Annotated in this window: 13 protein-coding genes; 5 read left to right on the forward strand and 8 right to left on the reverse strand. The window is 54.7% G+C overall.

The window, feature by feature from the left end; translation table 11 throughout:
• Positions 1-16: 16 nt before the first annotated feature.
• Positions 17-919: a LysR family transcriptional regulator gene (locus ETV65_RS19810; protein ID WP_129954798.1), complete on the forward strand. Its 903-nt coding sequence runs from the start codon at positions 17-19 to the stop codon at positions 917-919.
• A gap of 55 nt (positions 920-974) precedes the next feature.
• Entirely contained in the window at positions 975-1466 is a 492-nt protein-coding gene (locus ETV65_RS19815; protein WP_129954799.1) for a hypothetical protein, read from the forward strand.
• 55 nt (positions 1467-1521) lie between these two features.
• On the opposite strand, the gene ETV65_RS19820 is transcribed toward ETV65_RS19815, so the two are convergent.
• The 4 genes from ETV65_RS19820 to ETV65_RS19835 form a co-directional block, all read right to left on the reverse strand.
• The gene (locus tag ETV65_RS19820) at positions 1522-2061 is read right to left on the reverse strand and encodes a hypothetical protein (protein WP_129954800.1); all 540 of its coding nucleotides are present in this window, start codon (positions 2059-2061) and stop codon (positions 1522-1524) included.
• A gap of 156 nt (positions 2062-2217) precedes the next feature.
• Positions 2218-3792, reverse strand: a complete 1575-nt coding sequence (locus ETV65_RS19825; RefSeq protein ID WP_129954801.1) for a hypothetical protein — start codon at positions 3790-3792, stop codon at positions 2218-2220.
• A 131-nt stretch (positions 3793-3923) separates the two neighbouring features.
• Positions 3924-5081 carry an FAD-dependent urate hydroxylase HpxO gene (hpxO, locus tag ETV65_RS19830; protein WP_129954802.1) on the reverse strand — a complete coding sequence of 386 codons (1158 nt, stop codon included), beginning with the start codon at positions 5079-5081 and terminating at the stop codon, positions 3924-3926.
• A gap of 272 nt (positions 5082-5353) precedes the next feature.
• Positions 5354-5896 (reverse strand): single-stranded DNA-binding protein, encoded by a 543-nt coding sequence (locus ETV65_RS19835; RefSeq protein ID WP_095924349.1) that lies wholly within the window; start codon positions 5894-5896, stop codon positions 5354-5356.
• A gap of 325 nt (positions 5897-6221) precedes the next feature.
• Here ETV65_RS19835 and uvrA point away from each other — a divergent pair, with 325 nt between their 5' ends.
• On the forward strand, positions 6222-9077 hold the full coding sequence (gene uvrA / locus ETV65_RS19840) for an excinuclease ABC subunit UvrA (protein ID WP_129954803.1): 2856 nt from the start codon (positions 6222-6224) through the stop codon (positions 9075-9077).
• Positions 9078-9127: 50 nt separating this feature from the next.
• Here uvrA and ETV65_RS19845 read toward each other — a convergent pair whose 3' ends face one another.
• Together ETV65_RS19845 and ETV65_RS19850 are read right to left on the reverse strand one after the other, a co-directional pair.
• Positions 9128-10309, reverse strand: a complete 1182-nt coding sequence (locus ETV65_RS19845) for an esterase (RefSeq protein ID WP_129954861.1) — start codon at positions 10307-10309, stop codon at positions 9128-9130.
• A gap of 115 nt (positions 10310-10424) precedes the next feature.
• The gene (locus ETV65_RS19850) at positions 10425-11342 is read right to left on the reverse strand and encodes a LysR family transcriptional regulator (protein WP_129954804.1); all 918 of its coding nucleotides are present in this window, start codon (positions 11340-11342) and stop codon (positions 10425-10427) included.
• Between the two features lie 101 nt (positions 11343-11443).
• Between ETV65_RS19850 and ETV65_RS19855 the strand changes: the two genes are divergently transcribed.
• Both ETV65_RS19855 and ETV65_RS19860 read left to right on the forward strand, forming a co-directional pair.
• Positions 11444-12064, forward strand: coding sequence for a glutathione S-transferase (locus ETV65_RS19855; protein ID WP_129954805.1), 621 nt, complete (start codon positions 11444-11446; stop codon positions 12062-12064).
• A gap of 6 nt (positions 12065-12070) precedes the next feature.
• Entirely contained in the window at positions 12071-12991 is a 921-nt protein-coding gene (locus tag ETV65_RS19860; RefSeq protein WP_129954806.1) for a pyridoxamine 5'-phosphate oxidase family protein, read from the forward strand.
• On the opposite strand, the gene ETV65_RS19865 is transcribed toward ETV65_RS19860, so the two are convergent.
• A complete protein-coding gene (locus tag ETV65_RS19865) occupies positions 12973-13326 on the reverse strand; it encodes an MmcQ/YjbR family DNA-binding protein (protein WP_129954807.1) in 354 nt (117 codons plus the stop codon). The genes ETV65_RS19860 and ETV65_RS19865 overlap by 19 nt on opposite strands.
• A complete protein-coding gene (locus ETV65_RS19870; protein ID WP_129954808.1) occupies positions 13323-13748 on the reverse strand; it encodes a secondary thiamine-phosphate synthase enzyme YjbQ in 426 nt (141 codons plus the stop codon). Before ETV65_RS19870 ends, ETV65_RS19865 begins: the two co-directional genes overlap by 4 nt.
• Positions 13749-13774 lie beyond the last annotated feature (26 nt).

Here is a 13774-nt window from a genome sequence, read left to right on the forward strand (position 1 = left end):
AAGGTGAACAATTATCATGGATAAGCTCGACAGCATGCAGTTATTCACCCGCGTGGTGGAACTGCGCAGTTTTACCCAGGCTGCACAGGCGCTGAACCTGAAACGCTCGACGGTGACCGATGCCATTAAGCAACTGGAGTCGCGGCTGAACATCCGGCTTCTGCAACGCACCACCCGCCACGTCAGCCCGACGCTGGATGGCGAAGCCTATTATCAGCGCTGTCTGCGTATCCTGGCGGATGTGGAAGATGCCGAGATGGCCTTTGCCGGTGCGCAGCCAAAAGGGCTGTTGCGGGTGGATGTGCACGGGTCGATGGCGCGGCATTTTCTGCTGCCCGGCCTGCCGGATTTTCTGGCGCAGTATCCCGACATTGAGTTTTACATGAGTGAAGGTGACCGGCTGGTGGATCTGGTGCGGGAAGGCATCGATTGCGTGATCCGAGCCGGAGAGCTGAAAGACAGCGATATGGTGGCGCGGCCGCTTGGTACGTTGCCGGAAATTACCTGCGCCAGCCCGGACTATCTGCAACGTTGTGGAACGCCAGAAACACCTGACGATCTGGCCGGTCACCGGATGATTGGTTTTCGTTCCAGTGCGACCGGCGGGCTGCTGCCGCTGGTTTTTCAGCAGCAAGGCAAAACACGCGAAATCCTGCTGCCAACCAGTTTGTCAGTCAACGGCGCGGAAAGCATGAAAGAAGCCGCACGGCGCGGGATGGGAATTATTCAGGTGCCGCATTACGGTCTGCTGGAGGATCTGGCACAGGGAAGCCTGGTGCAAATTCTGGCGGATTTCCCGGCCGGTTCGCTGCCGGTTTCCCTGCTTTACCCGCGTAACCGCCAGCTTTCGCCCCGTGTGCGGGTGTTTATCGACTGGATGGTGAAAGAGTTTGCGCGGCGTGATTCGCATCTGACATGATAGTTTTTCTGCTCAGAAAGCATGACGTCACAACGTTAACGATTGGGAGAAGCCGATGATCACACCTGCTGTATTGCTGCATATCGGCAGCGAAGAAACGCAAGTTATCGTCCGTAATGACGATAGCGAAGATAAAAGTTTGCTCCTGACACTGGGCTCTCAACTCACCTCCGTCGGCTATTTCCGCCATTCACCGCCGACGCCGGATGAAATGGAAACCGCCATTATGGTGGTCGAAGATGAAGTGACGCGCATCCGGCACGACATTCCACCGGGCGCTAAATTATTCAGCACAGACAACGACATCCGCGTGCTGGCCCGCATTGCCGGTGAGGCGGAAAACGAAGTTATGACGTTGTCGCGGGATGCAGTGGAACGCACGTTTGACCGGCTGGCGCTGGTGATTAATGGCCGTCCTGCGCATTTCGAAGGCATTCCTGACGGCAATGATTTCGCCGCCACGCTGCTGATTTTGCGCGAGTTTATGCATCATCTGCAATTTGATGAAATTGTGGTGAAAGGGACGAAGTTTGAGATATCCAGGTAAGCATTAAAGAGAAAAGAACAGCCCCGGACGGGGCCGCTAATACGTTAGCCCTGGATCAGGATTTATTTTTTCCCTGCCCGTGGATGTCGTAATAATTGAGCACGAATTCGAGATCGAAGGTTTTCGAGTGGAATGTCTGTTTAAGTTTTTCCTGTAAAGGTGCGGGTAAAGCTAAAAACCGACCTTCTGTTTTTATCACAGAGGGATTTGCACCTGGCGAAAGGACAATCAAAGATTCGATCACTGTTTGATAATCTTGCCCGCTATGTGCGCTTTCAGGAAAACTGCCCGCATAGGCAATCATACTCAGCATATATTCATATTCTTGCTGTTTAATACAGGATTTCAGCGATTCATTTTTAAAGTAAATAAGCGCAGTAGATATCGTTTCCCGATCAAAAGGCTTCAGATCTTCTGCGGTGATTTTCGGCTTTTGTTGCTCTTTTTTGTCACATAGCGTGGTTTGCCTGCCCAGGCTGTCCATCGCAGATTGCATTGCCTGCTTTAGTCTTAATGGCTCCGGCGAGATATCCTGACTGGCAAATACGCTCAGAGGAAAAAAGAGTAATAGTGCGGTTAATGGTAAGAGCTGCACATTCATTCCTTAAATGTTTAACGAAGGATTTCCATTATATTTCCTGTCTCCAATTTTAAATTAATAAACATCACATCCCCGATAAATAAAAAGCCTCCCTGAAATATTCAGAGAGGCTTATATTTTCCGTTTATTTAATTACGTTACTGCAAAGGATTAATGATTTTTTAATACCGCAGGATCCGATTCCATCAGTACCATCCCGCTCAGATCCGGCAATGTCTGATGATCCAGATAATCCCGGAACGACATCCGCGGGGCGTTATTTTCCCAGGCGGATTGCAGCTTGCCGAGCAGGTCAGTAGTTTTCGACGTGATTTCCGGCGTGGTGATGTCGGATTCCAGCGCACCTTTCACATATTTCTGAATATGTGTTGAGTTGGTGGCGGACTGATCCACCGACGCACTCACCAGCGCACCTTTGTGATATTGCACGGACGTCGTGCTTTCTGCCGTGTCATCAATCTGGTAGTAAAGGTAATTCTGCGAGTTACGGTCGCTGGTCAGATTCAGTTTCAGCCCCGGTGTCAGCGACTCATGGTAGCTGGCGACCAGATGTGACTGCTGTTTCTGCGTGATATTGCGATCCTGCGTGTTGGTGCCGGTGATGGTGCTGGCCTGCGACACCTGATAAGAGAATGTATCCGTTTCATCCGGGCGCATCGGATTGGTAGAACTGACCGGCGTCTGCGTCACCGAGGCCGTGAAATCCGCCAGTCCGGTCATCATGTTTTTATCGGTTTTGGTCAGCGAGAAATACACCGGCTCAGAACCCCGGCTTTTATAGGTTGTCGCCGTATCGCCATAATTGCTGTTCAGCGCGGTAAAAGCCTCTTTGAACATGGTCATCAGCGAATCATCAGCATTGCCACGATTACCCGCACTGTTGATCTGTTTGAGATAGCTGTTCAGCGCCTGCTTTTGCTGGTTTTCTGTGCCGAGCAGTGCGCGCTTACTCATGTCGACGCTGATATCCACCGTACCGGCAATACCGGTCGATTTCACTGAGCGGGTATTGGCATCAGCGTGAAAATCCAGCGTCTGAGTATGGGTGGTGCCCAGCGTAGCGTGTAAATCCACCGATGACAGTACCGAGGAATCAAACTTCGTCAGACCGCTCAGATCCAGCTTCGGCGGCTGCGCCGTCAGACCATCAATCGCTTTCTGGAAACCTTCCGCCAGCCCCGCCAGCGCTTTGCGATCGGCATCACTGAGCGTGCCTTTGCTGACATTCACCTGCACGCCAAGACCGTCATCACCACTGCCCAGCGTAATATCCACCCGTGCACCGCTGGCGGTTTTAATACTCAGGCTTATCTGATTATCGGCTTTGGTATGGAGTTGGGACTGGGCAGCCACATTGGCCGCCGCAGTGGCCTGCGAAGCCGAAGTTTGCTTTATTACCGATTGCGAATAACTGCTGCCGTCAGTGGTAAAACGCTCAAGCAGCGCCGCGCCGAGCCCGGCAAAACGCGACGCATTGCCGGCGTTGCTGAAATTCGATGCGAGTTTGGAAGACATCAGGTCGCTGGAAGAGCGTTCCCAGACTAATACCGGTTTGGTAATGGTATAGACCGGCGACGTGGTGTCCGTCTGGCCGATAATCACCGCTGCTGATTGCGCCGTTGAAGCCTGCTGCTGACTGGCGGCGGAGGACACCGCCGTCAGTGATTTTGTCGTCGTAACCAGTGTATTAAGCGCCTGATTACCTGCCGAGGAGATAACTGTCATCCCGATAAGTCCCTATGTTTTGCGCCGTAGCGCCAGTGGATACCCTAATCCTTCTGATGTTATTTTCGGCAAAAACGCAGGGAACTTTAAGGATGTGTAAAAATTTATTTCTTTTAAAAACCGCCCCGGATTTATTCCAGCGGCCCACCCAGAATGGTTTCACACATACCGGAAAGAATGCGCTCGCCGGTTTCACTTTTCAGATCTTCGTACCATTGTTCGGTCACGGCCATTTCTTTGCCGTGAGTGACATCGCAGCGTTTACGCGCTTTCAGCACCAGATCCTTCACGCGACAGGCGCGTTTCTCCTGATAACGCAACAGCGCATCTTCGATGCCTAACGAATTGGTTTGCAACATATTCGCCAGTACGATCGCATCTTCCATTGCCGCACAGCCGCCCTGCCCGATATCCGGCGTGGTGCTGTGGCCGGAGTCGCCGAGCAACGCAATACGGCCTTTGACCAGTTGCATAAAGGGTTCGATGTCGTGGATTTCAACGCGGTTAGTGGTCTCCGGGTTGATCTGACTGATCAGTTTTTGCACCGGTTCTGCCCAGCCCGCAAAGTAACCCTGCAAATCATCGCGCACGGTGGTGCGATCCTGCGGCAAGCCTTTCGGCAGCGGCACGTCAAAGAAAAAGTAGAAACGGTTGCCGCTTACCGGCATCAGTGAAACGCGTTTACCCTCGCCGACAAATGTCGTCCATTGATCGGCAGGCGCAATACTTTCATCGATTTCTACCAGACCGTTCCAGTTGACGTAACCGGCGTAGCGGCGCTCCGTCGCATAGCCCAGCACATGCTGGCGGATAATAGAATGGGTGCCGTCGGCCGCAATCAGTAAATCGCCGGTCGCGGAGGTGCCGTCGTCAAACCAGGCGGTGACGCTGTCGTCAGATTCCTCAACATGCGTCACGCGCTTGCCGAACTGCACCTTATCGCGGCCATAGGTATCAAGCAGCATTGATTGCAGTTCAGCACGCGCCACCGGATAGGGTTGTTCGCCAACGCTCTGGATCAGCGGTTCCATACTGAACCGCGTCATGGTCTGCCCCTGCTGATAGTCTTTGTAGGCCATGAAGCGCATATTGCCGCCGAGTTCACGAAGCGCCTCTTTCATGCCGAGATAATTCAGGCATTTGACGCCGTTAGGCCAGATAGAAATCGCCGCGCCTACCGGTTTGATCTCCTTCACCGCCTCGTATACCGCCGTTTCGATACCAAAACGCTTCAGCGCAATCGCCGCACATGCACCGCCAATCCCGCCACCAATCACGATCGCTTTCATATTTTTCTCCCCTGAGTCTCTCTGGAGAAAAGCAATTTCTGTACCACAAAAGCGATTTGCCGCCGGAGCCTTGTATACAATCTTAAGTACAATCCGCCGCAGCCCTGAACGGGAAAAAAATGCGCTAAAACGAGGCGCTGTTTTGACGCAATGGCGGCGCAATGAGCCAGCCTGGTGCGTCGGCAAAAGATTGAGAGCGGTAAAAGCCAGAAAACAAAAAGCCCCTTTCGGGGCTTTTTGTTTTTCTGACAGAGGAGCCCGAAGGCAACAAATCAGAACGGGATATCGTCGTCGAAATCCATTGGTGGTTCGTTGTTCTGTGCTGGCGCGTTGTTTTGCGCAGCCGGACGTGCCTGCTGGCCGCCGCTGAACTGGTTGCCGCCTTGTGGTTGCTGAGGCTGACCCCAACCGCCCTGCTGGCCGCCTGCGGATGGCTGACCGCCACCTGCTGGTGCGCCGCCGCCGGCACGGCCGCCGAGCATCTGCATGGTCCCACCCACGTTAACCACGACTTCGGTGGTGTATTTTTCAACGCCAGCCTGATCGGTCCATTTACGGGTTTGCAGTGCGCCTTCGATGTAAACCTGGGAACCTTTCTTCAGGTATTCGCCCGCAACTTCAGCTAATTTACCGAACAGCACAACACGGTGCCATTCCGTTTTTTCTTTCTGCTCGCCGGTTGCTTTGTCACGCCAGCTTTCAGACGTTGCCAGAGTAATGTTGGCGACTGCACCGCCGTTAGGCATGTAGCGGACTTCCGGGTCTTGCCCCAGATTACCGACGAGAATAACTTTGTTTACGCCTCTGCTGGCCATGTGGATTCTCCTGATGATGTATGTCGTGGCTGAAACCACAGTTTGGGGTGTGAGGAACTCACTTCGCGACATTATAACCACAAAACGTTGCCTTCGTACCATGGATGTAAAACGTTGGGATTTTCTTTCCAGATTGTTCAGCAAACATTCCATCGTTACATCGAGTACTGGATATACATTCAGGTTTTGGGGTGGCACAGGCTGTGATTTGTGTCATAATTGCGCGTTACGTTCTTCTCTGTGCCCGATTCGATGACTGGCGCGAAACAGGTTTTCACGGCGGTCACCGGCACGGTGAGCTATCAAGTTAATCCGGGAATGATGAATGGATAAGATCGAAGTTCGGGGCGCACGCACCCATAATCTCAAGAATATCAACCTGATTATCCCGCGCGACAAACTGATTGTTGTCACCGGCTTATCTGGTTCAGGCAAGTCTTCTCTGGCGTTTGATACACTGTACGCCGAAGGCCAGCGCCGCTACGTCGAGTCGCTGTCAGCCTACGCACGCCAATTTTTATCCTTAATGGAAAAACCGGACGTCGACCATATTGAAGGTCTGTCTCCGGCGATTTCGATTGAGCAAAAATCAACATCACACAACCCGCGCTCTACCGTCGGGACCATCACGGAAATCCACGATTATCTGCGCCTGCTGTTTGCCCGCGTGGGCGAGCCGCGCTGCCCGGATCATAATATTCCGCTGTCAGCCCAGACTGTCAGCCAGATGGTGGATAACGTACTCGCGCAGCCGGAAGGCCAGCGCCTGATGTTACTGGCGACCATCATCAAAGACCGCAAAGGCGAGCATACCAAGACGCTGGAAAACCTGGCGTCGCAGGGCTACATCCGTGCGCGTATTGATGGCGAAGTCTGTGACCTGTCGGATCCGCCGAAATTAGAACTGCAGAAAAAACACACCATTGAAGTGGTCGTCGACCGCTTTAAAGTACGTGACGATCTGGCCCAGCGTCTGGCGGAATCGTTTGAAACCGCGCTCGAGCTTTCCGGCGGTACCGCCGTGGTCGCCGATATGGATGACCCGAAAGCGGAAGAAATGCTGTTTTCGGCTAACTTTGCCTGTCCGGTGTGTGGCTACAGCATGCGTGAGCTTGAACCGCGTATGTTCTCGTTCAACAACCCGGCCGGTGCCTGTCCGACCTGTGACGGACTGGGCGTACAGCAGTTTTTCGATCCTGATCGTGTGGTGCAGAATCCTGAGCTTTCACTGGCAGGTGGCGCGATCCGTGGCTGGGATCGCCGTAACTTCTATTACTTCCAGATGTTGCGCTCGCTGGGCGAGCACTATGATTTCGACGTGGAAGCGCCGTTTAATGCACTGAGCAGCGACATACAACATGCCATCCTGCACGGTTCCGGCAAAACTACGATTGAATTTAAATACATCAACGATCGCGGTGATACCTCGATTCGTCGCCATCCGTTTGAAGGCGTGCTGCACAATATGGAACGCCGTTATAAAGAAACGGAATCCAGCGCGGTACGTGAAGAACTGTCGAAATACATCAGCAACCGTCCGTGTACGTCCTGCCGTGGCACCCGTCTGCGTGAAGAAGCCCGTAACGTGTTTGTCGAAGAAACCACGCTGCCGGAAATCTCCGATTTCAGCATCGGTCATGCGATGGATTTCTTCCGCAATATGAAACTCAGCGGCCAGCGCGCCAAAATTGCTGAGAAAGTGCTGAAAGAGATCGGCGATCGCCTGAAATTCCTGGTGAATGTCGGATTGAATTACCTCTCGCTGTCTCGTTCTGCGGAAACACTGTCCGGCGGCGAAGCCCAGCGTATCCGTCTGGCAAGCCAGATTGGTGCTGGTCTGGTGGGCGTGATGTACGTACTTGATGAACCTTCCATTGGCCTGCATCAGCGCGATAACGAACGTCTGCTGGAAACACTGATCCACCTGCGCGACCTCGGTAACACGGTGATTGTGGTTGAGCATGACGAAGACGCCATCCGCGCCGCTGACCATATTATTGATATCGGACCGGGCGCGGGCGTGCATGGCGGCGAAGTGGTGGCTGAAGGTACGGCTGAAGACATTATGGCGACCGAGAATTCACTGACCGGGCAGTTCCTGAGCGGCAAACGTGAAATCTCTGTACCGGCACAGCGCGTCCCTGCGGATGCGGCAAAAGTGCTGAAACTGTCGGGCGCTAAAGGCAATAACCTGAAAGACGTCACGCTGACGCTGCCGGTGGGCCTGTTTACCTGTATCACCGGCGTGTCCGGCTCCGGTAAATCGACGCTTATCAACGACACGCTGTTCCCGCTGGCACAGCGCGAACTGAATGGTGCGACGATTGCTGAAGCCGCGCCGTACCGTGAAATCGAAGGCCTGGGACATTTCGATAAAGTCATCGACATCGACCAGAGCCCGATTGGCCGTACGCCGCGCTCCAACCCGGCGACCTATACCGGTATTTTCACGCCGGTGCGCGAGCTGTTTGCCGGTGTGCCGGAATCACGTTCACGCGGCTACACGCCGGGGCGTTTCAGTTTTAACGTCAAAGGCGGCCGCTGCGAAGCCTGTCAGGGCGACGGCGTGATCAAAGTCGAGATGCACTTCCTGCCGGATATTTATGTGCCGTGTGACCAGTGCAAAGGCAAACGCTATAACCGCGAAACGCTGGAAATTAAATACAAAGGCAAGAGCATCCACGAAGTGCTGGAGATGACCATTGAAGAAGCGCGTGATTTCTTTGATGCCGTCCCTGCGCTTGCGCGTAAATTGCAGACGCTGATCGACGTCGGTCTGACCTACATCAGCCTTGGCCAGTCCGCGACCACGCTGTCCGGCGGTGAAGCACAGCGTGTGAAACTGGCGCGTGAGCTGTCCAAACGCGGCACCGGTCAGACGTTGTATATTCTCGACGAGCCGACCACCGGCCTGCACTTTGCCGATATCCAGCAACTGCTGGAAGTGCTGCATCAGCTTCGTGATCAGGGCAATACTATCGTGGTGATTGAACACAATCTGGACGTGATTAAAACCGCGGACTGGATTGTCGATCTCGGGCCGGAAGGTGGCGCGGGCGGTGGACAGATTCTGGTCGCCGGTACACCGGAAACCGTCGCGGAATGCAAAGAATCGCATACCGCGCGCTTCCTGAAACCGCTGCTGGAACGCCACAGCCAGCAGGCGAAGAAAACAGCGTAATCTTTAAGCGCCGATCAGCGCCCTCCCCTGCGAAGGGGAGGGCGCTGAGATCACTTAAATATCTTCTGCACAAACTCCGCATAGGCCGGGCGCCAGACGTCCATTTCGTGGCCAAGCTTCGGGTATTCGTGGTAATCGAATTTAATCTTTTTCTCTTCCAGCTCAGACTTCAGTCCGGCGATATCCTTGCCCGTTACCACATCTTTTTCGCCGACAACGACCGTAAAGTTTTTCAGCTGCGCGTTGATTTTATCCGGTTCGGCGAAGCGTTTCTCAATGTCGGCATTCGGCACCGTCGTGGTACTGACACCGCTGAAGGTCGCCAGCCAGCCGAACTGGTCGAGGTGCGTCATGCCGCTGACCAGCGTCTGATAACCCCCTTGTGACAGCCCGGCCAGCGCGCGTCCGGCGGCATCATCACGTACGCGGAAAGTTTTGGAAATCAGCGGGATAATGTCACCGGTCAGTTCTTTATCGGCAGCGGCAGCATTGCGCGGATAGAATTCCTTGCGGCGATCTTTGGTGACGTAATCTTCCGGCACCACCCCTTTGGCATCGGTTTCTGTATCCGGGATCACCACCAGCATCGGCACGATTTTTTTCTCCGCCAGCAGGTTATCCATGATTTGCGGAATGCGACCCTGATCCAGCGCCGAGCGGCCGGTGTCGCCAAAACCGTGGTAGAAATAGAGCACCGGCAGCGGCTGTGAGGCATCGCTGTAACCCGGTGGCGTCCACACCGCGACCTGACGTTCAGAATTCAGCGCGACGGAATGATAGGTCAGTGTACGCACTTCTCCGTGCGGCACCTTGTTCACATCCAGAATACTGCCCGGCACCAGAATCAGGCTGGTATTCACCTGACGCTGTGGCTTGGGCATTGCACTGCCCGGATCGGCAATCCGCAAGCCATCGACGTTGAAGAAATATTCATAGAGATCAGGTTTTTGTACATCTGACGTCCAGCTCCAGATACCTTTATCGTCCTTGGTCATCTGATGTGGAATGTACGTCACCGGCGTGGCACCGGTCACCACATCGACATGTTCAGCCGTCGGCGCATACAACCGGTAAGTGATGGTTAAATCAGGATTCACCGCCGTGATGTAATTCTTCGCAGGCACCGACGCATCAGGATCCTGCGGCAGGCTTTGCGCACTGACGGTCAGGGGAAACGGCGCACTGAGCGCCAGAATCAAAAGCGTGGCAAGATTCAGCCGGTTACGGGTCATCATCCTTTCCTTTTGGGTTGGCGTGAGCAAATGGACAACGTGCCCTTAAGTAACTCACTGTTTTTGCACAACTCTCAGAGTAGATTATTTTTGCCGCCAGCGGGCGTGATCGGCGTCACTGTTCAGAAGATGCGTCTAACGCATGAAGCTGAGGCAATGCACTCAGTCGCTGATAAGCAAAATCCCAGAATATCCGCACCTTGCGTGGCATCTGCTGGACCTGCTGCGCCACCAGTTGTACCGGCAAAGGCAAAGGTTCGAAATCCGCCAGAAGCCGTACCATACGGCCCGCCTGCACATCATCCTTCACCTGATACGACAGTAACCGTGCTATCCCCTGCCCGCTGCGCACCGCCAGCAACTGCGATTCCACATCATTGGAGAGCAGACGCGGCGACAACCGGACGCGCAAATCATCCTCATGCGGCCCGAAACGCCATTCGCAGATTTGCGTGCGCAGCGTGCCCGTCACCGTCTGATGCACCGCCAGTTCAGACGGATGCTTCGGTTCGCCATGCTGCGCCAGATACGTCGGGCTGGCGACCAGCACGCGGGTGACTTCGGCGACCTTGCGCGCGACTTTGCCTGAATCTTCCTGATGACCGATGCGTACCGCCAGATCTAACCCTTCGTCGATCAGATCCAGATTGCGGTCATTGAGTATCATTTCGATTTGCATATCAGGGTGTTGCGCCAGAAACTCCATCACCAGGGGCGCAACGTGTTTACGCCCGAACTGCACCGGCGCGGTGATGCGCAGCAGGCCGCTGAGCTGAGTTTCAGCGGTATCTTCTACCGCATTCTGATACTGGCTGAGCAGCAGCCGGGCTTTTTCCGCCAGCCGTGCGCCCGCTTCTGTCGGCGCCAGACTGCGCGTGGTGCGCTCGACCAGCCTTGCGCCGAACCGGTGTTCCAGCGAGGCGATGGCGCGGGTGATGGCCGGTGGAGAACGGTGAAGTTTACGGGCAGCTTCCGCCAGGCTGCCATACTGAAGTACAGCGACAAAAATCGCCATTTCATCCAAACGGTCCATAGATTCTTCCACAAAGTGAAACGCTCAATTTCAATCTTCGTGGATCACAATCATCTGGCGCAAGAGTAATCTTTGATTCATACCTCAAAAGGAGACAACCCATGCCCGCCATTCAACTTTACAATACGCCGCTTTCCGGTCACTGCCACCGCGTCATCCTGCTGCTGAACATGCTCAGTCTGCCCTTTGAAACTAAAGACGGCGGCAAAGAGGTTCGCCAGACCGCAGAATTCGCGCAGTTAAACCCGCTGCGACAAGTGCCGGTGCTGACCGACGGCGAACACATTGTCACCGACAGTCATGCGATTCTGGTGTATCTGGTGAAACGCTACGCACCCGACAGTCACTGGTTACCGGAAGATCCGTTCCAGGCGGCGGAAGTCCAAAAGTGGTTGTCCCGCGCTGCCGGTGAAGTGCGCTACGGCCCGGCATCTGCCCGTATGGTGAAACAATTCTCAGCACCGGAAGTGTATGAAAGTGCGCTGAAAGTGTCGGCAAAATTCCTGCCGCAGCTTGAACAGCATCTGGAAAACCACGAGTTTCTGGCGACGGAGCGGGCCACGATTGCCGATCTGGCCTGTTACAGCTATGTAGCGGCGGCACCGGAAGGCGGCGTTTCGCTGGCGGATTATCCGGCGATTCACCGCTGGCTGAAACGGATCGAAAGCCTGCCGGGCTTTACACCACTTCCGGCGTTGCCACTGCCTGAGAACGCGGGGTAAAAGACGATGAATAACCCCTTCCATGCAGACGAAATCCTGGCGCAGGACATGGCAGGGTTTGACGTTTCCGCACACGGCATCCGCGATGCGATGCCGGAACAGCACCGGCTGTTTTTCGCCGCGCTACCGTATTTGTTTATCTCGACGCTGGATGACCACGGCTGGCCGGTGGCGACTCTGCTGACCGGCCCCGCCGGGTTTATCCGTACGCCGGACGCGTCGCATTTGCGGATCAATACACCGCGGCGGGATGACGATCCGGCGCTGGCCGCCTTACAACCGGGGAAACAGATCGGCGGGCTGGGGATCGATTTTTCCAACCGGCGGCGTAACCGTGTGAACGGCAGGATCGGGCGCATGGATAAAAACCGCATTGAGATCGTCGTCGATCAGAGTTTTGGCAATTGTCCGCAGTATATTCAGGTTCGCAAACTGGCCGATGTACCCGTCAGTTTGCCGCTGCCTGCGCGGGAAGATATGTCCGAACCGGATGCTGATGCCCGCTCACTGATTGCCCGTGCCGATACGTTTTTTATCGCCAGCCACGCACACGGCGGTGCCGATATGTCACATCGCGGCGGTCAGCCGGGGTTTGCGCATCTGGTGGGAAACCGTTTGTGGGTGCCTGATTTTCGCGGTAACCGTTATATGAATACGCTGGGGAATTTACTGGCAGAACCGCGTGCGGCACTGCTGTTTATCGATTTTGAGAACGGTGATGTGCTGCATCTTCAGGGACACACGCAGATCCACTGGCACCCGGAAGATATTCCAGGGCCTGCGGGCGCAGAACGTTACTGGAGTCTGGACATCACACGCGCGTGGCGCTTTCGTGGCGCACTGCCATGGCGGGCTGAGGCGGCAGACTTCTCCCCCTCAACACTTAACAGCGGCAACTGGCCGGACAATCAGCGGCCGATTTCCTGACGTATCGCTTCCGGCAGACCGGATACCACCAACGCATAAGAGCCGTCGATCAGATAATAAAACTGGGAATCGGGCAGCGAACCGTCGAGGAATACCGTATTCCAGTGTGCTTTGTTGAGATGATCTCCCGGCACGATATCCGGATGTGTTGCACGTAATTGCTCTGCCAGCTCCGGGCTGGCTTTCAGCGAAATGGCCTCGCGACCGTCGATTTCACACACCATGGCGAACATCGCATCGCCCACTTTTACCTGATTTGCGCCGCGCTGATTTTCAACACTTTGCTCCGCACCGGGTTTCCCCATGCAGTAGGTCAGCAATTCTGAACTGGTCATGCCTGGATTTCTCCTTGTAACGTGATGACGATCCGGCGTTGTCCGCCGTCGATCCGATGTTCGCCCATCCAGATCCCCTGCCAGGTGCCAAGCAGCAACCTTCCCCGGGAAACGGGCAGCACTAATGATGCACCTAACAGCGATGACTTAATGTGACCCGGCATATCATCGCGGCCTTCGTAGTCATGCTCGTAGGGCGCGTTTTCCGGCACGGTACGCATGAAATGTTGTTCCATGTCGTAGCGCACGGTCGGGTCACAGTTCTCATTCAGCGTCAGCGACGCTGAAGTGTGCTGAATAAATAAATGCACCAGCCCGGTTTGTACTTCATGCAGACGCTCAATTTGGCTGACCACTTCATCGGTGATCAAATGGAAACCCCGCGCTTTCGCGCCGAGCGTAATAGTTTGCTGATGCCACATATACTTTCCACATCCTTTCAGCCGTA

The sequence above is a fragment of the Rahnella sp. RFA10(1/100) genome (assembly GCF_004195115.1).
In the GTDB taxonomy this organism is placed as follows: Bacteria; Pseudomonadota; Gammaproteobacteria; order Enterobacterales; family Enterobacteriaceae; genus Rahnella; species Rahnella perminowiae.